15 protein-coding genes are annotated in these 18,453 nt (G+C 64.1%); 9 read left to right on the forward strand and 6 right to left on the reverse strand.

Going from position 1 to position 18,453, the window contains the following annotated elements; translation table 11 throughout:
* The first annotated feature begins 59 nt into the window (after positions 1–59).
* The 5 genes from BTHE68_RS32640 (at position 60) to BTHE68_RS32660 (ending at position 5,195) form a co-directional block, all read left to right on the forward strand.
* Positions 60–497, forward strand: coding sequence for a MarR family winged helix-turn-helix transcriptional regulator (locus BTHE68_RS32640; protein ID WP_162070396.1), 438 nt, complete (start codon positions 60–62; stop codon positions 495–497).
* 59 nt (positions 498–556) lie between these two features.
* The gene (locus BTHE68_RS32645; RefSeq protein ID WP_162070397.1) at positions 557–2,026 is read left to right on the forward strand and encodes an efflux transporter outer membrane subunit; all 1,470 of its coding nucleotides are present in this window, start codon (positions 557–559) and stop codon (positions 2,024–2,026) included.
* A 27-nt stretch (positions 2,027–2,053) separates the two neighbouring features.
* Positions 2,054–3,265, forward strand: coding sequence for an HlyD family secretion protein (locus tag BTHE68_RS32650; RefSeq protein WP_162070398.1), 1,212 nt, complete (start codon positions 2,054–2,056; stop codon positions 3,263–3,265).
* Positions 3,266–3,325: 60 nt separating this feature from the next.
* Positions 3,326–4,879, forward strand: coding sequence for a DHA2 family efflux MFS transporter permease subunit (locus BTHE68_RS32655; RefSeq protein ID WP_162070399.1), 1,554 nt, complete (start codon positions 3,326–3,328; stop codon positions 4,877–4,879).
* Positions 4,880–4,994: 115 nt separating this feature from the next.
* On the forward strand, positions 4,995–5,195 hold the full coding sequence (locus BTHE68_RS32660; protein ID WP_162070400.1) for a copper chaperone: 201 nt from the start codon (positions 4,995–4,997) through the stop codon (positions 5,193–5,195).
* 62 nt (positions 5,196–5,257) lie between these two features.
* On the opposite strand, the gene BTHE68_RS32665 is transcribed toward BTHE68_RS32660, so the two are convergent.
* From BTHE68_RS32665 to BTHE68_RS32680, 4 genes are all read right to left on the reverse strand, one after another.
* The gene (locus BTHE68_RS32665; RefSeq protein WP_162070401.1) at positions 5,258–6,796 is read right to left on the reverse strand and encodes an efflux transporter outer membrane subunit; all 1,539 of its coding nucleotides are present in this window, start codon (positions 6,794–6,796) and stop codon (positions 5,258–5,260) included.
* Positions 6,793–7,869 (reverse strand): HlyD family secretion protein, encoded by a 1,077-nt coding sequence (locus BTHE68_RS32670; RefSeq protein ID WP_162070402.1) that lies wholly within the window; start codon positions 7,867–7,869, stop codon positions 6,793–6,795. The genes BTHE68_RS32665 and BTHE68_RS32670 overlap by 4 nt, the downstream gene beginning before the upstream one ends.
* A 12-nt stretch (positions 7,870–7,881) precedes the next feature.
* Complete coding sequence (locus BTHE68_RS32675; protein ID WP_162070403.1) at positions 7,882–9,474, reverse strand: MFS transporter; 1,593 nt, start codon at positions 9,472–9,474, stop codon at positions 7,882–7,884.
* Positions 9,475–9,780: 306 nt separating this feature from the next.
* Positions 9,781–10,455: an antibiotic biosynthesis monooxygenase family protein gene (locus BTHE68_RS32680; protein WP_162070404.1), complete on the reverse strand. Its 675-nt coding sequence runs from the start codon at positions 10,453–10,455 to the stop codon at positions 9,781–9,783.
* Between the two features lie 221 nt (positions 10,456–10,676).
* On the opposite strand from BTHE68_RS32680, the gene BTHE68_RS32685 reads away from it, so the two are divergent.
* Entirely contained in the window at positions 10,677–11,633 is a 957-nt protein-coding gene (locus BTHE68_RS32685) for a LysR substrate-binding domain-containing protein (protein ID WP_162070405.1), read from the forward strand.
* Here the strand turns inward: BTHE68_RS32685 and mug are convergent.
* Both mug and BTHE68_RS32695 read right to left on the reverse strand, forming a co-directional pair.
* Positions 11,539–12,099, reverse strand: a complete 561-nt coding sequence (gene mug / locus BTHE68_RS32690) for a G/U mismatch-specific DNA glycosylase (protein WP_162070406.1) — start codon at positions 12,097–12,099, stop codon at positions 11,539–11,541. The genes BTHE68_RS32685 and mug overlap by 95 nt on opposite strands.
* Before the next feature lie 15 nt (positions 12,100–12,114).
* Positions 12,115–13,167, reverse strand: coding sequence for a GlxA family transcriptional regulator (locus tag BTHE68_RS32695; RefSeq protein WP_162070407.1), 1,053 nt, complete (start codon positions 13,165–13,167; stop codon positions 12,115–12,117).
* 284 nt (positions 13,168–13,451) lie between these two features.
* Here BTHE68_RS32695 and BTHE68_RS32700 point away from each other — a divergent pair, with 284 nt between their 5' ends.
* The 3 genes from BTHE68_RS32700 to BTHE68_RS32710 are packed head-to-tail and all read left to right on the forward strand — an operon-like array spanning position 13,452 to position 18,425.
* Positions 13,452–16,250, forward strand: coding sequence for a 2-oxoglutarate dehydrogenase E1 component (locus tag BTHE68_RS32700; RefSeq protein WP_162070408.1), 2,799 nt, complete (start codon positions 13,452–13,454; stop codon positions 16,248–16,250).
* 57 nt (positions 16,251–16,307) lie between these two features.
* Positions 16,308–18,110, forward strand: coding sequence for a biosynthetic-type acetolactate synthase large subunit (gene ilvB / locus BTHE68_RS32705; protein ID WP_162070955.1), 1,803 nt, complete (start codon positions 16,308–16,310; stop codon positions 18,108–18,110).
* Positions 18,111–18,128: 18 nt separating this feature from the next.
* Positions 18,129–18,425, forward strand: a complete 297-nt coding sequence (locus tag BTHE68_RS32710; RefSeq protein ID WP_162070409.1) for an ArsR/SmtB family transcription factor — start codon at positions 18,129–18,131, stop codon at positions 18,423–18,425.
* The last annotated feature ends 28 nt before the right edge of the window (positions 18,426–18,453 follow it).

An 18,453-nucleotide genomic window follows, 5' to 3' on the forward strand; every position in this document is an offset into this window, starting at 1 on the left:
AATTCTGACTTTGCAGTAAATTTACGTTCCATGGAAGTTCGCAGCACCGGAGAACCAACATGGATCACTACACCCCCGAAAGCTTTTCCCTGACCAAGAGCGTCGGCTTCGCCGTCAACAAGGCGCGCAACCTCCTCGTCGGCGAGCTTGACGCAGCCTTGAAGGACCTCGGCATCACCACCCAGCAGACGGGCATTCTCATGTCCATGCGCGGCGGCGTGACGCAAACGCCGTTCGAATTGTCGAAACTGCTCGGCATCGATACCGGCCTCATGACGCGCATGCTCGACAAGCTCGAAACCAGGGGCTTGCTGCAACGCACGCGCAGTCTCGAAGACCGCCGCGTGGTCAATCTCACGCTGACGCGCGAAGGCGAGAAAGTTGCCGACGCGTTGCCGCATATCGTTCCGGTGGTGCTGAACAGGCGTCTCAGGAAGTTCAGCAAGAGCGAGTTCCAGGAACTGCGCCGCCTGCTCGACAAGTTCCTCGAAGACTGAACGCGCGACGCATGCCATCCACGCATTTTTTTTTGCCCATTTATCTGACAGGTCAGAAAATGAAACAGCAATCAAATCCCCATCCGTTGATCTCGCGCGCCGCGAAAACCGGCGTCACGCTGATGTTCGCCGCGGTGCTCTCCGCGTGCGCGAATTACGCCGGCATCCATAGCGACAAGGAAATGGCCCAGCCGCAGGCGTTCGCCACGCAGCAGAGCCTCCCCGCCGACGAAGGCCGCTGGCCCGCGCCCGATTGGGCCGGCCAGTTCGGCGACGCGCAACTGCGCGCGCTGCTCGACGAAGCACTTACCGGCAGCCCGACGCTCGAGCAGGCGCGCGCTCGCATCGCGGCGGCGTCGGCGTATAACGAAACCGCGCGGGCGAACACGATGCCGCAGGTCGGCGCGTCATATTCGTACACACGTCAACGCTTTTCCGAGAACGCGCTCGTGCCGCCGCCGTACGCCGGATCGTGGCAATCCGAGAACAAGGGACTGCTCTCGGCTTCGTATGAACTCGACCTGTGGGGCAAGAACCGCGCGGCGCTCGACGCCGCCGTTTCGCAGGTACAGGCGAGCACGGCAGATGCACAAGCCGTGCGACTGGCGCTCGACGCGTCCATCGCGCGGACGTACAACCAGCTCGCGCGTCTTTATGCGCTGCGCGATATCGCGCAGAACGAGGTCGGCGAACGTGAACGGATCCTGCGCATCACGGCGGGCCGGATCGGCAGCGGGCTCGACACCGAAGTCGAACGCAAGACCGCCGAGGCCGATCTTGCGTCAAGCCGCGCGACGCTCGGCGCGCTGGACGGCCGTATCGTCGCGACCCGCTATCAGCTTGCGGCGCTGCTCGGCAAGGGCCCGGATCGCGGTCTGTCGATTGCGCGTCCGCAACTCGGCATCGGCGATGAGGTGCGCCTGCCCGCCAATCTTCCCGCCGATCTCGTGAGCCGCCGCCCGGACATCGTCGCGGCGCGCTGGCGCGTCGACGCGATGACGCACGACATCAAGGAAGCGAAGGCGGAGTTCTATCCGGACATCAACCTGAGCGCATCGCTCGGGCTGGACGCGTTCGGCTTCGGGCGGCTCCTGACGGCGGCGAGCCGCACGATGTCGGCGGGCCCGGCGATCCATCTGCCGATCTTCGACGGCGGTGCGTTGCGCGCCCAGTTGAAAGGCCGTTACGCCGATTTCGATTACGCCGTCGCGACCTACAACCAGACGCTCGTCACTGCACTCAGCGACGTCGCCACGCAACTCTCGCAGATCCGTTCGACCGACGCGCAACTCGTCGATGCGAACGTCGCGCAGGACGCCGCCCACAGCGCGCAACAGCTTGCGCTCACGCAATACCGCGCGGGTCTCGCGAATCAGCTCACCGTGCTGAACGCCGAGACCAACGCACTCGCGGCCGAACGCGCCGTCGCGAATCTGAAGATGGACCGGCGCGATCAGCAAATCGCGCTCGCGGCCGCGCTGGGCGGCGGCTATGTCGACACATCCGCCGACGCGCTGGCCGCACGCTGATCGACCTTATAGAACCGGAGCACCAACATGAGCGACACCCTCACCACCGAACGCAGCATCACCGAACAACCCCAGCCGGCCGCCGATCTCAAACCGCGCAAGACGCGCAGGCTGCTGCTCTCACTGCTCGCGGCGGCGATCGTGGCGGCGGGCGCGGGCTGGGGCGGCTACTACTACACGACGGGCCGCTATTTCGAATCGACCGACGATGCCTACGTCAGCGGCAATCTCGTGCAACTGACGCCGGAAGTGAGCGGCACCGTAATCGCAGTGAACGCCGACGACACGCAGATCGTGCATCAGGGCGCGCCGCTCGTCACACTCGATGCCGCCGACGCGCAAGTCGCGCTCGCCAACGCCGAAGCGAATCTCGCGCAGACGGTCCGGCAAGTGAGCAGTCTGTACGTCAACAATGCCTACTACGCCGCCACCGTCGCGCAACGTCAATCCGATCTGACGCGCGCGCAATCCGACCTGAAACGCCGCCTGACGATCGCCGAATCGGGCGCGGTGTCTGGCGAAGACATCGCTCACGCGCGCGATGCCGTGAGCGCCGCGCAGGCCGCACTCGACGCGGTGCGTCAGCAATCCGAAGCGAATCACGCACTCACGGACCGCACGTCGATCGAACGGCATCCGAACGTGCAGGCCGCCGCGACCAAGGTGCGCGATGCGTGGCTCGATCACGCGCGCAACACGCTGCCCGCGCCGGTGACCGGCTATGTCGCGCGCCGCTCCGTGCAGGTCGGCGAGCGCGTCGCGCCCGGCACGCCGCTCATGGCGATCGTGCCGCTCGACGGCGTCTGGGTCGATGCCAACTTCAAGGAAGTGCAACTCGCGCACATGCGGATCGGGCAGCCGGTCACGCTGAGCGCCGACGCATACGGCTCGAAGGTGAAGTATCACGGTCACGTCGAAGGCTTCTCGGCGGGCACGGGCGCCGCCTTCGCGGTGCTGCCCGCGCAGAACGCGACAGGCAACTGGATCAAGGTCGTGCAACGCCTGCCGGTGCGTATCCGGCTCGATCAGCGCGAACTGGACGCGCATCCATTGCGTATCGGCCTTTCGATGGCCGTGGAAGTCGCAACGCGCGATGAATCCGGCACGCAACTGGGCGCGGCATCGACCACGTCATATCGAACCGATGTCTTCAGCCGCTACGGCGAAGAGGCGAACGCGGAGATCGAACGGATCATCGCGGAGAACGCGATGCCGCAGAGTTCACAGGCGGCCCGCTGACACGCCAATTTTTTCGACCCAATAGCTGACAAGTCAGTCATAGACAATTCAGGTGAAGCAATGAACCCGACGACTCAACCCGCGCCGCTGCAAGGCGGCAAACTGGTTCTGGCGACGCTCGCCGTCGCGCTCGCGACCTTCATGAACGTGCTCGATTCATCGATTGCCAATGTGGCGATTCCGACCATCGCGGGCAATCTCGGCGTTTCCGTCGATGAAGGCACGTGGGTCATCACGCTTTTCGCCGCCGCCAACGCGATCTCGATTCCGCTGACCGGGTGGCTCACGCAGCGCGTCGGGCAAATCAAGCTGTTCGTGTGGGCGATATTGTTGTTCGTCGTGTCGTCGTGGCTGTGCGGCATCGCGCCGAATCTGCCGACGCTGCTGGCCGCGCGGATTCTGCAGGGCGCGGTGGCCGGCCCGCTGATTCCGCTGTCGCAGGCCATATTGCTCGGTTCGTATCCGAAAGAGAAAAGCTCGACTGCGCTCGCTCTCTGGGCGATGACCGCGACTGTCGGCCCCATCGCCGGCCCCGCGCTCGGCGGCTGGATCACCGATAGTTATTCGTGGTCGTGGATCTTCTACATCAACATTCCGGTCGGGCTGTTCGCGGCGGGCGTGACGTGGGCGATCTATCGCGAACGCGAAACGCCGGTGAAACGCGTGCCGATCGACAAGATCGGGCTGCTCTCGCTGATCGCCTGGGTAGCGTCATTGCAGATCATGCTCGACAAGGGCAAGGATCTCGACTGGTTCGACTCGCCCGTGATCGTCGCGCTGGGCGTTTTCGCGCTCATCAGCTTCGCGTTCTTTCTGATCTGGGAGCTGACGGACAAGAACCCCGTCATCGACATCAAACTCTTCGCGGGGCGCAATTTTCTGGGCGGGACGGTGGCGATTTCCGTCGCCTATGCGGTGTTCTTCTCGAACCTCGTGCTGCTGCCTCAATGGATGCAGGGCTATCTCGGCTACCGTTCCGTCGATGCCGGTCTCGCCACCGCGCCGCTCGGCATTTTCGCCGTGATTCTCGCGCCCGTGATGGGCAAGCTGATGCCGCGCTCCGACGCCCGCGTGCTCGCCACGCTCGCGTTCTTCGGCTTTGCGGCCGTGTTCTTCATGCGCTCTCACTACACAACCGGTGTGGATACGTACACGCTCGTCGTGCCGACGCTGCTGCAAGGCATTCCGACCGCGCTGTTCTTCGTGCCGCTCACGGCGATCATTCTGTCCGGTCTGCCGCCCGCGAAGATTCCTGCGGCGGCGGGGCTCTCGAACTTCGTGCGCGTGTTCGCGGGCGCGGTGGGCACCTCGCTCGCGACGACGGGCTGGAATGACCGGACCATCCTGCATCACGCGCAGCTCGCCGAGCAGGCGAGCGTGCATAACCCCGCGTTCGTCGGCGCGATCGATTCGATGCAGAGCGCGCTCGGCGGCAGTCCGTCGCAGGCGCTGGCATTCTTCGAACGTTCGCTGACGACGCAAGCCGCGATGCTCGGCCTCAACGACATCTTCTGGTTGTCGGCGGTGATCTTCATCGCGATCGTGCCGCTGATCTGGTTGACGAAACCTGGAAAGGGCGCGGGTGCCGGCGCGGCGGGTGCGGGTGGGCATTAGAAAGTGATCCTGAATTTGTACGCGCGACGCAAGACTGTTGGTCCGCGACGGGTGTGCAAATCTTCGATGAATGCGCCTAGATTGAAATCGTTAGTTCACTACTGGAGCCATGCAAATGAAATTCTCGGTCAAGCAGCACATCCATTCCGGCGATATCGCGACGCTCGAGCACGCGATGCGTACCGTCGACGCCGATGCGAAAGTGCACGTCGACATCGACACGAAGACGGTCAGCGTCGATTCGTGGTTGATGCCTGAAGAGTTCATCGTCGCGTTCGTCGATGAAGAGTACGACGTGCGGATAGTCGAGGCGTAGCTAAGAGGCGTCCCAAAAAAAAGGCCGGAGCCCACGCGCTCCGGCCTTTTGCCATCCGCGGTTCAACGCCCCGCGTACCTGCCGTCATAAGTCGTCTCCCACCCACCCCCAAGCGACTTGCACAACGTGATGAGATTTTCCGCGGCCTTGGCCTTGCTCTGTTCGAGATTGCTCTGCGCCTCCAGCAACTGCTTCTGCACGTTGAGCACGTCGAGATAGTCGAGGGCGCCGGCCTTGTATCGCTGTTGCGCGACGGCGAGCGCGCGCTGATTGAGGCTCACCGCCGAGGCGAGCCGCTCGCGCCGTCGCTGTTCGGCGTCGTAGACGAGCAGCGCGTCATCGACTTCGCGCCAGGCATCCAGCACAGTGCGCTTATACAGAATCGCCGCTTCCTGCTGCTGCGCCTCGCGCAACTGCAACGTTCCCTTGAGACGCCCGCCCTCGAAAATCGGAAACGTGATCGACGGCCCGACGACGAACTGCCCCGACGCCCAATCGGCCAGACTGGAAAGCTGCAAGCTCTGGAACCCCGCGCTCCCGTTCAGCGAAATACGCGGATAGAAATCAGCCTTCGCCATGCCGATCGACGCCGTCGCCGCGTGCAACGTCGCCTCGGCTTTCTTGATGTCGGGCCGACGCTGCGCGAGTTCCGACGGAAAGCCGATCGGCACCTGATCGGGCAACTTCGGCACTTCACGCGTTTCGCTGAGCATCTTGCGCAGCGCGCCCGGCTGTTCGCCGAGCAACACGCCGATCGCATTGATGGTGGTATCGCGATGCGATTCGAGCGTCGGAATCAGGCTTTCGATGGTTTCCATCTGCGCCGAAGCGTTGGCGACGTCCAGGTCCGTCGTGACGCCTTCGCGCACCCGAATTTTCGTGAGCCTCACGGCATCGCGGGCGATATCGAGATTCTGTGTCGTGATCTCCAGCAGCGACTGCGTATCGCGCAATTCGACGTAATTGCGCGCGAGTTCCGCGCGGGCCGAAAGCAGGATCGCGTTGCGGTCTTCATAGGACGCGTCGGTCAGCGCGCCCGCCGCTTCGACGCCGCGCCGCACGCGGCCCCAGATATCGATTTCCCAGGACGCATCGAAGCCGGCCTGATACAGGTTGTAGGCCGGCGAGCCCTTGGAGCCGGGCATGCCCGACACACCGAGCGGCGCGTCGCCGGACGCCGATTGCGGCTGACTCTGCGACGGCGTGACGCCCAGCAGCGACAGCACACCGTTCTCGCTGCCGCGTTCGCGATAGTACGACGCCGCGCCATCGAGCGTGGGCAACTGCGCCGCGCCGGCCACGCGCTGTTCGGCGCGGCTTTGACGCAGCCGGGCGGAGGCCGCGGCCACGTCGAGATTGGCGTCGGCGAGACGCTTTTCGAGCGCGTTCAGCACGGGATCGTCGAACAGCGTCCACCAGTCCGAGTTGAAGTCCGCCTGCACCGCCTTGCTCGATGCCTGCGCCGTCTGGGTTCTTTCGAAGACCTCCGGCGTGGCGGACTTCGGAGACTGAAAATCAGGCCCGACCGTGCATCCCGCCATCGCGAAGCTCGCGAGAACGGCGAGAACGATTGCACGAAGAGAAGTATCGGTCGCTTTCATTCTGTGTCGCCTCCTTTCGCGAGTGTTTCGCCGCGCCGGCCCACGGCCACTTCCGCTTCGACCGAAAGCCCCACGCTCAGCGCCGATGCCGCTTCCTGTCCGCGATCGATCGTGATCTTGACCGGCACGCGCTGCACGATCTTCGTGAAGTTGCCGGTCGCGTTGTCGGGCGCGATGGGTGCGAAGCTCACGCCGGTCGCGGGCGCGAGGCTATCGACATGGCCGTTGATGACGACGCCCGGAAAGCTGTCGACCTTGATGTGCACGCGCTCGCCGGGCCGCATCCGCGTGATCTGGTTTTCCTGAAAATTGGCGACGACATACGCATCCGACAGCGGCACGATGGCCAGCACCGGCGCGCCCGGCGTCACGAACGCGCCGACGCGCGCAGAGCGCCGGCCCACCTTGCCATCGACGGGCGCGCGAATCTCGGTGTACGACAGATTCAGTTTCGCCTGCTCCAGCGCCGCCTCGGCGCGCGCTCGCGCGCCCGCGGCCTTGTCGCGTTGGGTGCGCAGCACATCGAGGTTCTGTTCGGTCGTCGTCAATGCGGCGCGGTCGTGCTCCTGCTGCGCAATCTGTTGCGCCAGCGTGCTCGATGCGCGCTGCTGTTCCTGCGCCGTGCCCGCGCCCGTCTCCGAGAGATTCTGATAGCGCGACGCGTTCGCACGCGCGAAGCCGATCGCCGCTTGATCGGAACGCAGGGTCGCGCGCGCCTGCTCGACCAGCGAGGGGTGCCGCGCGATTTCGGCATCGAAGTTCGCGACAGCCGCGCGCGCCGCGTCGACGTCGGCCTGCGCGCTCATCAGCGCGGCGCGATAGTCGCGGTCATCGATACGCACGAGCAGTTGCCCCGCCTTGACCGACTGATTGTCTTCGACCGGCACTTCCGAAATCTGGCCGGCAACGCGCGGTGCCACGAGCGTGAAATCAGCGTGGACATAGGCGTCGTTGGTGGATTCGGTGGTCGAACCGGACAGCAGTCTGACGCATACCCAGGCGATGACGGCGAGCGCGAGCACCGGCGCGGCGATGCGAATGAGTCTGGAGTGGGAGCGGATGAAGGATGACATGGCAAGCGTCCCTTAATGAGAAGACGGCGGAGAAGAAGTCCACGGCGGATAGATACGCACGGGCAACAACGGAACGAGAAACAGCAGCGCGACGGCGACGCAAGCCATCACGCGATAGAGATCCGCCGACATCAGCACGAGCGCCTGCTCATGCACACGATGCGCGAGTTCGCCGATGCCATGCGTCGCATCGATGCTCTGATCGGTGATGAGCGCGCGATTGCCGAGCTGATCGACGAGCACGTTCGAATGAAAGCGCTCGCGCGCCGTGCCGAGACCTTCGATGAGACCCGTCGCCATCGCGGCGGAAAAGGTCTTGAGCGAGTTGAACATCGCCGAGGCGAACGGGCCTTCCGTGGGTGGCAGACCCGTCGTGACGCCCATCAGGATCGCGACGATCACCATCGGTTGCGCGGCGATCTGCAACGACTGCAACAGATAGAAGTTGTCGCGGATCCATTCGGATGTCATGAAGCTGCCTATCGCGCAGGTCGCGATCATCAGACACAGTCCGAGCGCCATCACCCAGCGGGAATCGACACGCTTCAGATTCAGCACGGCGGCGGTCAGCGGAAGCGTGATCAACAGCGGCAGCGCGACGAGGAGCGACAGCGGCGTCGTCTGCAACGCGCGATACGCGTGAAGCCGCGCGAGATGCTGGCCAGGTATCGCGGCAACGCCGACCAGGAGAATCACGGCGCCCGCGAGCGTCGTGAGTCCGTGCGAAAAGTTTCGTCGCTGCAGCAACTGGAGCTTGAAGAACGGCAGCGGATGAAACCATTCGTTGATGAGAAACGCCACCAGCAGCGCGGATCCGCCGATGAACATCACGCGGATGAGATCCGAGTTCAGCCAGTCGAGGCGATCGCCTTGCAGAAAGCCGATCACGAGCATCGCGATGGCCGGGCATCCGGTCAGGAATCCGGACCAGTTGAACGAACGCAGACGTTCGAGCTTGAGCGGATCGTCGGGCAGGCCTTGCTGGATCGCCACGCAGGTCGCGATGCCGAGCGGCACGATCTGCCAGAACGCCATCTTCCAGCTGAAGTACTCGGTCCAGAGCGCGGCGAGCGGCGTGCCGAGCGCCGGTCCGAAAGTCGCGGTCAGCGCATAGCCGGCGAGCCCGTACAGCTTGATTCGGGGCGGAAGATAGCGCAGCGCGACGATGATCAGCATCGGCGGCAGGCAGCCGCCCGCGATGCCCTGCAAAACGCGCAACGCATAGAGCGACGGAAGATTCGGCGCGAATGGGCACAGGAAGCCGAACAGCATCGTGGCCACGACCGCGCCGATCGTGAACCGTTTGAGCGTGAAGGTGATGCCGAACCACGGCGCGAAGACCATCGTCGCGACGTTGGCCGCTTCGAACAGCGTGGTCAGCCAGGTGCCGTCGTCATGTCCGATCGAAAGTGCGCCCTGAATGTCGGCCATCGCGAACGCGGTGACTTGCTCGTTCAGTATTGCGAGCAAGGACGCGAGCAACATCCCGATCAAGCCGATGGCAAGCCGGAGTGAAAGCGTGGCTTCCTTCACGGGAAGCTCTGCGGGTGCCGGCTCGACTATCGCGTCTTGCCGGCCGCTTGCTGTGGAAGTGACGTGTGTCATGAGAGTTCGGTGTCTGAACGTGTTCAACCTGGCATCGCATCCGGGATCGATGATTGATGCGCCGCAACCCGGAATCGGCTTATTGGAATTCTAGAAAGGGAGTGGCGCGAGATGAAGCGGAGACAGGCCGGCTATTGGGCCATTTCGCGTGTGTTTCTTGCCAGCGTCGAGTGCGCGGTTATTCGGGAATGCTATGGAGTATAGGCGCGTCGCGTCCATGCGCGCGCATAAGTGCTCGCCGTTGGAATGAAGCGGCGAGCACGTCCGGTCGTTCTCTTCTGGCGCGCACGTATGGAGACGAAACAATCACGCCTTGCGTTGCGCTTCTTCAAAGAATTGCGGCGCTTCGCGTCGATCGAACATGCCGTATTCACGGATCACGCGAATGTGACGCAGGCGCACATCGCTCGGGCGCGAAGCTTCGCGTTCGAACGATTCGGCCGCCGCCTGATCGCGCCACGTCGCCACGGCGATCACGTCGCCGGGCGTCAGCAGCGCGTGGAACACGTCCCACGCGACGAGACCGGGCGCTGCTTCATCGATGCCCAGCGACCGCGCCACGACATGCGGCCCGGCCTGCGCGATCCAGTCCGGCACGCGTCTCGCGTCGAGCAGCGTCACCGCCTTGCCCGCGCCCGCTTCCGTGACATCGAGCCGTTGCTCGACCAGCGCGTGACCTTCGGGTACATGCGTGTCCGTCACGATCTGCCCGATGCGCAGCCGATAGTCCGCGAACACGCGATCGCGCGCAGCCTGCTGAATCTTGTGATGTTTGGTGGTGGTACGCCACCGCACCAGCGACTTTTCATCGCGCCAGCTCGACAGCGAAAGAAGCCATCCCTCGCGGGTCAGGCTTGCGTAGCGGGTGTTGTCGATGAAGCCGTCGATCGCTTCGAGTTCGGGCCGCAGCATCTTCGCCATGTTGAGATAGGCATCGAACTGGTCGGGAATCGGATTGACTTCGAGCATTGCAGAGAACATGACAGACTCTTCGTTGAGGTTGCACAAATGGGGCTCTTCATTGTCGTAGACGGTGCGTGTTTGTCGAAGGCCGGTCGATACGCAAATCAGGCCAATGAATGCGCGCTTCGGGACATGGCTTCAGAAATGGCCAATCTGTTTCCGATGCGGGCCAAGACGACGCACATTGCGAACATGCCGCTTACACTCCCATTCGAAACGAGTCGTGGCGGGAAATCGGAATGGACAGATTGCGAGAGATGGAAGTCTTCGTGGCGATCGTCGACAGCGGGAGCTTTACGAGTGCATCGGAGAAGCTTGGCTTGTCGACCGCCGCGGTATCGAGGGCGCTCAATTCGCTCGAAGCGCGCACCGGCGCGCAACTTCTCGCACGCACGACGCGCTCGGTGCGGCCCACGGATGCGGGCGTGGCCTATCTCGATGCCTGCCGACACGTTCTCGATGCCGTCGCGGATGCCGAAGCGAACATCGGTGCTTACCACGTCAAACCGGTAGGAACGCTAACTATATCGGCGCCGGTGCTGTTCGGCCAGCGCTTCGTCGCGCCGCTCGTCAATGCCTTTGCGCTGCGCTATCCGGACGTCAGCATCCATGCGGTGTACGCCGATCGCACCACGCGGCTGCTGGAGGAAGGCGTGGATATCGCCATTCGTATCGGTCATCTGGGCGACTCGACGACCTTCGCGGTGCCGCTGGGTTTCGTGCGCCGCTGCACGTATGCGGCCCCGGCCTATCTTCAGGCGCGCGGCGAGCCGGTTCATCCGAGGGAGCTGACGCGCCACGATTGCGTGTCCTTCACGGGCGTGACGAATCCGCTGGAATGGGTCTTCAGGGAGCGCGGCGCGAGGCTGCCAGTGCGGCTTCAGCCGCGCATGATCGTCGATCTCGCGCCGGCAGCGATCGCGGCGGCCAGCGACGGCGTCGGCATCACACAGTTGCTTTCATACCAGGCGATGCCCGAAGTATTGGGACGCAGGCTTCGCCCCATTCTGAAGGCGTTCGAGCCCGAGCCGGTTCCGGTGAACATGCTGCACGTCGAACGACGAGGCGCGAGCGGGAAGATTCGCGCATTTCTGGAATTCGTCACGGAGGCGTTGCGCACGAACCCGCATCTGCGCAGCGAGGACAGGCCACGATCCGCAGTTCGCGGTAAGCGTCCACCAGCGCATCGAGACTGAACGCGCGGTTCAGGCCGCTCGGATTCGGCAGCACCCACGCTGTGGCCCCGCCGAAGGTTTGCGCTTGCAGTCCCCACGCGATCTCGCGCTGGCCGGTCATCGCGGACAAGGCCATCTTCCCGAGGAACGCGATGTATCGCGGCGCATGCTGCTCGATCTTGCGCTCGAATGCCGACGCCGCCGCTTCGATCTCGACACGCGACAGAAGATCCGCTCGCGCGGTCGCACGCGCGACGGCGGTCGTGAGCCCGCATCCGTATCGAAGCATCGCGCGGTCGTCTTCGGGACGAAGCAGCTCCGGGGTAAAGCCGGCCAGATGAACGACGCGCCAGAAGCGATTGCCTCTGCCCGCGAAATGATGTCCCGTCGCGGCGGCGAGCATGCCCGGATTGATGCCGCAGAAAACGACCGATAAAGACGGCGCGAGGATATCGGCGAGCGTGCCCGATGAATCCGTTGCGATCATGAGTGTCCTCAAAGGCTATGCAGCTTCCGCCAGTTCTTCCAGCTCGATGTGCTCGACGACATCGACATCGACATCGACATCGACATGCACACGAGCCGCAGGCTGGATGTCCACCGCGCCGCGAAACCGCTCGCGATACTGCCTCGGCGTGACGTTCAGCCGCCGGGAAAATGTCGTACGCATATGCGTGGCGTTGTGAAAGCCGCACCTGTACGCGACTGTCTTGAGCGGCGCATCGCTTTCCTCGAGCAGCTTCCTCGCCGAGTCGACGCGAACCTGCTCGACGAACGCCGACGGCGTCACCTTCGCATACCTGGCGAACACGCGTGAGAAGGTCCGGCGGCTCACGGAAACGGCGCTCGCCAGTTGCTCGATCGACAGCGCATCGGCTATGTGATCCGTCACGTACCGATGCACCTTGCCGATGAGCGGCGCTTCTTCCTTGTCCGCACCGATATATGGGCTGTATTGCGATTGACCGCCTTCACGCTGAATGTAGACGACGAGCCGCTTGGCGACGCGCACGGCGTGTTCATGTCCCCAGTCCTCGGCGACGAGCGACAGACACAGATCGATGCCCGCCGATACGCCCGCCGAAGTGAACAGCCGTCCATCGCGAATGAAGATGCGGTCGGGTTGCACGCGCGCCTGCGGGAACGCATCGGCGAGATGGCCCGCGTCGGACCAGTGCGTGGTGACCTGCTTGCCGTCGAGCAGACCTGCATGCCCGAGCACGAACGCGCCATTGCAGACCGAGCCGAAGCGCGCCGCGCTGCGTGCCTGCCTGCGCAGCCACGCGAGGAATTCGCGCGGCGGGTCCCAGTCGGGCAACTCCGGTCCGCCGGCGACGAGCAGCAAGTCGTACTGGATATCGGAATCGAGATAGCCGACCGGCACGAGCACCTGCATTCCGTTCGAGCAGGTGACGACGCCCGCCTCGCGACCGACCAGTGAAACCTCGTAGCGCTGATGCGCGGGCAGATGCGTGTTGGCTTCGGCGAACACATCGAGCGGGCCTGCAACGTCGAGTGCCTGCACGCCGTCGAACAGAACAAGGGCGACTTTCATGCTGTGACCTTCATCAGGTGGAACTGTCTACCGCAATCGATGAGCCAGTCTATCCGAAGGCATGCGCCTGACAGACACCGTGACCGGTAAATGACTTTTGCCGCGATGTAACAAACGCGCGCTTCGCGTGCGCGCGCGATGCCGCCATTTCGACGCTGGCCCAAATCGGACATCGAGTGGCCCGACATCGCGCCAGATGGGTGTTTCGTCGCGTCTGCGGCTGACTAGACTTCGTACCAGAGCGGTCGAAGCACACGCCGCGCATCACGCAAAGGACACGCATCATGTTGACCGAAACACGCAGGAGCTCATTTTTGTTCGGCGCCAATGCGCCGTATGTCGAGGAGCAGTACGAGCTGTATCTGACCGATCCGGCAGCGGTCACGGATGAATGGCGCGGCTATTTCGATGCCTTGAGCGAAGCGCCCGCCATCGACGGCAGTGATCGCGATGACGAACCGCACGCGCCCGTGGTGTCCAGTTTCATCGAGTTCGCGAAGCGTCCGCACGGCTTGCCGACATCGCCCGATAAGGGCCTCGCGCTCGCCCGAAATCAGGTGGCGGTGCAGGCGCTGATCGCCGCGTTCCGGACGATCGGCACGCGACGCGCCGACCTGGACCCGCTGCATTGGGAGCCGCCGCGCCCGCTCGCCGAACTCACGCCTGCCTATTACGGCTTGACGGCGGCGGACCTGTCGACTCGCTTCAGCACCGCCGACACGTACTTCTTCGACGAAGACGCGACGCTGCGCGAGATCGTCGCCGCGCTCGAACAGACCTACACCGGCAAGGTGGGTTCGGAATTCATGCATCTGACGGACGCGAACGAGCGGCGCTGGTGGCAGATGAGACTCGAATCGACGCGCGCGACGCCGTCGTTTGCGCTCGCCGAAAGGCGCCGGTTCCACGAACGTCTGACGGCCGCCGAGGGGCTCGAAAAGTATCTTCATACGCGCTTTGTCGGGCAGAAGCGCTTTTCGCTCGAAGGCGGCGAATCGCTCATCGTGCTGCTCGACGAACTGGTGCGTTACGGCGCGTCGAAGAAGGTGCGCTCCGTGGTGATGGGCATGGCGCACCGCGGACGCCTGAACGTGCTGGTGAACATCGCGGGCAAGCCCTTGCATGCGCTCTTCGACGAGTTCGACGGCAAGCACGGCGACACGCTCCCGGAAGGCGACGTCAAGTATCACAAGGGCTACAGCACCGTCGCGCACACCGCCGATGGACCGGTCGAAGTCGTGCTCGCGTTCAATCCGTCGCATCTGGAAATCGTCAATCCGGTCGTGCAGGGCATGGCGCGCGCGAAGGCCGACGCACTCGCATCCGGCGATGCCGGCAGCGTGCTCGCCGTCGAGATTCACGGCGATGCGGCGATGTCCGGGCAAGGCGTCGTGATGGAAACCTTGAGCCTTTCCTATACGCGCGGGCATGGCACGGGCGGGACCGTGCATGTGGTCGTGAACAATCAGATCGGCTTCACGACCTCGGACCCGCGCGACACGCGTTCATCGTTCTATGCGACGGACATCGTCAAGATGATCGAAGCGCCCGTGCTGCACGTCAACGGCGACGATCCCGAAGCGGTGGCCATGGCCGTGCGCCTCGCGCTCGACTATCGCACGGAGTTCGGGCGCAGCGTCGTCATCGATCTGGTCTGTTTCCGCAAGCACGGGCATCAGGAACAGGACACGCCCGCGATCACCCAACCGCTGATGTATCGCGCGATCGCGGCGCATCCCGGCGTGCGGGCGCTCTATGCGCGGAGGCTGATCAGTCAGGGCGCGCTGACATCGGAACAGGCCAGCGCTCAGGTCGACGCGCGACGCGAGATTCTCGATCAGGCCCGCGCCGATGAAACGGACACGCGCTCTGCCGAATCGGAGGCGAGCGACACGCCGCGCTATCTCGCGCCGTCGCAGGAGCGTGTGAGTACGCTGGCGCAACGCGTCGCGAGCGTGCCCGATGGCTATGCGCTTCATCCGTTGGTCGGCAAGATGATCGCGGCGCGTCGCGACATGGCAAGCGGAAAGAAACCGGTCGACTGGGGCATGGGCGAGCATCTCGCCTTCGCTTCGCTGCTCGATGAGAACGTCGATGTGCGGCTGAGCGGACAAGACAGTGCGCGCGGCACGTTCAATCATCGTCACGCGGTGCTGCATGACCAGACGCGCACGAAGCGCGATGACGGCGTGTTCATCCCGCTCGATCATGTCGGCGAAACGCAGGGCCGCTTCACGGTGACCAATTCGATTCTTTCCGAGGCGGCCGTGCTTGCGTTCGAATACGGTTACTCGACGGTGAATCGCGATGCGCTCGTGATCTGGGAAGCACAGTTCGGCGACTTCGCGAATGGCGCGCAGGTCGTCATCGATCAGTTCGTTGCGGCGGGCGCCGCCAAGTGGGGACAGCGCAGCGCGTTGACGCTGTTCCTGCCGCACGGACATGAAGGGGCCGGGCCCGAGCACGCGTCGGCGAGGCTCGAGCGCTATCTGCAACTGAGCGCGCAGGACAACATGCGCGTCACGCAGCCGACGACACCCGCGCAACTGTTCCATCTGCTGCGCATGCAGGCGCTCGCTTCGGACCGGCGGCCGCTCATCGTGATGACGCCCAAGTCCCTGCTGCGGCATCCGGAAGCCGTCAGCGCGCTGGATGAACTGTCGCGCGGCGCGTTCCGTGAAATCCTGCCTGACGAGCATACCGATCCGTCGAATAACGCCAACGTGGAGCGCGTGATCGTGACGTCGGGCAAGGTCTATTTCGAGTTGCTCGACTATCGGCGCAAACATGGCGGCGACGATACGCCGATCATCCGCGTCGAACAGTTGTACCCGTTTCCGTCGCGGCAACTTGCCGCCGAGTTCGCGCGCTATCCGAATCTGAAGCGCGTGATCTGGTGTCAGGAGGAGGCGCGCAATCAGGGCGCGTGGAGCTTCGTCGAACCGCAACTGCGCGAGATTCTGCCTGCGCGCGCGAGTTTGTCGTATGCGGGGCGCGTCGCGTCCGCATCGACTGCGCCGGGGTATCACGCGGTGCACGCGGCGAGACAGGCGGAAGTCGTCGCGCATGCATTTTCGAAGTAAGGCACGGGCCAAGGATCGAACATGAACCACAATCTCAATCACATTGCCGGCGAGTCGATGTCGGGCGCCGACATCATCCTTCGCGTGCTGGCCGAACAAGGCGTCGATACCCTGTTCGGCTACAGCGGCGGCGCGATTCTGCCCACTTACGATGCCGTGTTCCGCTTCAACGAAACGCATGCGGATCGACCCGAGCGGCAGATCCGGCTCGTCGTGCCGGCGAACGAACAGGCGGCGGGCTTCATGGCCGCCGGTTACGCGCGGGCCAGCGGCAAGGTCGGCGTTTTCATGGTGACGTCGGGACCGGGCGCGACGAACGCGGTGACGCCGATCGCAGATTGCAACGGCGACTCCGTGCCCGTGGTGCTGATCTGCGGACAGGTGCCGCGCTCGGCAATCGGCAGCGACGCGTTTCAGGAGGCGCCGGTCTTCAACATCATGTCGGCTTGCGCCAAGCAGGTCTTTCTCGTGACCGACCCGAGCCGGCTCGAACAGACGGTGCGTACCGCGTTCGAAATCGCGCGCACGGGACGGCCCGGGCCGGTCGTCGTCGACGTGCCGAAGGACATCCAGAACTGGCGGGGCCCGTATCGCGGACACGGCACGTTGCAGTTTCGCGGCTACTCCGATCGTCTTCGCCAGGTGGCGAAGGGCGCGCGTCTCGACGAACGCGGTTGCGCCGAATTCTTCGACCTTCTTGCGCGCAGCAGGCGGCCGCTTCTGTACGCGGGCGGCGGCGTGATTGCATCGGGCGCGGCCGCCGAGTTGCGCGCGTTCGCCGAACGCTATCAGATTCCCGTCGTGACGACGCTGATGGGGCTCGGGGCCATGCCGTCCCGACACGAACTCGCGCTCGGCATGCTGGGCATGCACGGCGCGGCGTGCGCGAATTACGCAGTGGAGGACTGCGACTTCCTGATCGCGGTGGGCGCGCGCTTCGACGATCGCGTAGTCGGCGGCCGTCCTGAAGCATTCGCACCGAAGGCAAGGCATGTCGCGCACATCGACATCGACGAAGCGGAGATCGACAAGGTCAAGCGCGCGCACTGGACCCACGTGGGCGATGCGAAGGACACGCTTCGTTCGATGATGACCCTCGGTCCGGCGGCGCGCGCTCCTTCGGACTGGATCGCGGAGGTGACGGCGCTCAAAAGCACGCACGGCATGAACTACGACCGGCATAGCGCCGCCATCCAGCCGCAACGGGTCATCGAGAAGCTCAGCGAAATCACCGGCGGGCGCGCGATCATCAGCACGGGCGTAGGCCAGCATCAGATGTGGGCGGCCCAGTTCTTCGACTTCGCCGAACCGCGCAGCTTCCTCACATCCGGCAGCATGGGAACGATGGGATTCGGCTTGCCAGCGGCGATCGGCGCGCAGTTCGCGCGGCCGGACGCACTCGTGATCGATATCGATGGCGACGGCAGCATCCGGATGAACGTCGGCGAGCTGGAAACGGCCAGCACGTATGGCGTTCCGGTCAAGGTGCTGCTGCTCAACAATTGCGGCGACGGGATGATCCGGCAGTGGCAGCGCCTCTTTTACGACGGGCGGCTGTTCGTGAGCGACAAGGCGCTGCATCGCAAGGATTTCGTGCTGGCGGCGCGGGCCGATGGATTCGATTTCGCCGCCCGCGTGCGAACGCCAGGCGAACTGGAGGACAAGCTCCGAGCGTTCGTGGAGTTCGACGGCCCCGCTTTTCTGGAAGTGATGATCGATCAGAACGCCGATGTGTTTCCGATGGTCGGTCCGGGACAAAGCTATTCGAGCATGATCACGGGTCCGTTCATCCCGTCCCGGCCGGAGCACGTTTCGCCGCTTGCGGCGATCGACGGCGCTGCCGGAACGGACATGTTCTGACGCGCACGGAACAGGATCATGGATGCGAATCGGATACACAAGGCGCTCGCCAATCCGCTGCGCCGCGAGATTCTTGCGTGGTTGAAAACGCCGGATGCGGTGTTCGCGCACGAGCGTGTTGCTTTTGGACAGGGCGTGCCGCTGAACCTGATTCAGGCGCGCAACGGGCTTTCCCAATCGACGGTCTCGGCCCATGTCGCCGCGCTGATCGCGGCCGGACTGCTGGTTTCGACGCGCGTCGGTCAGTTCGTTTTCCTGTCGAGAAACGAGGCGGTCATCGAAGCGTTCATCGGACAGATTGGCCGGGGGCTGTGACGCAGAACACCATCGCGACCTTCACCGC

It is taken from the genome of Burkholderia sp. THE68 (assembly GCF_009938265.1).
GTDB lineage: Bacteria > Pseudomonadota > Gammaproteobacteria > Burkholderiales > Burkholderiaceae > Caballeronia.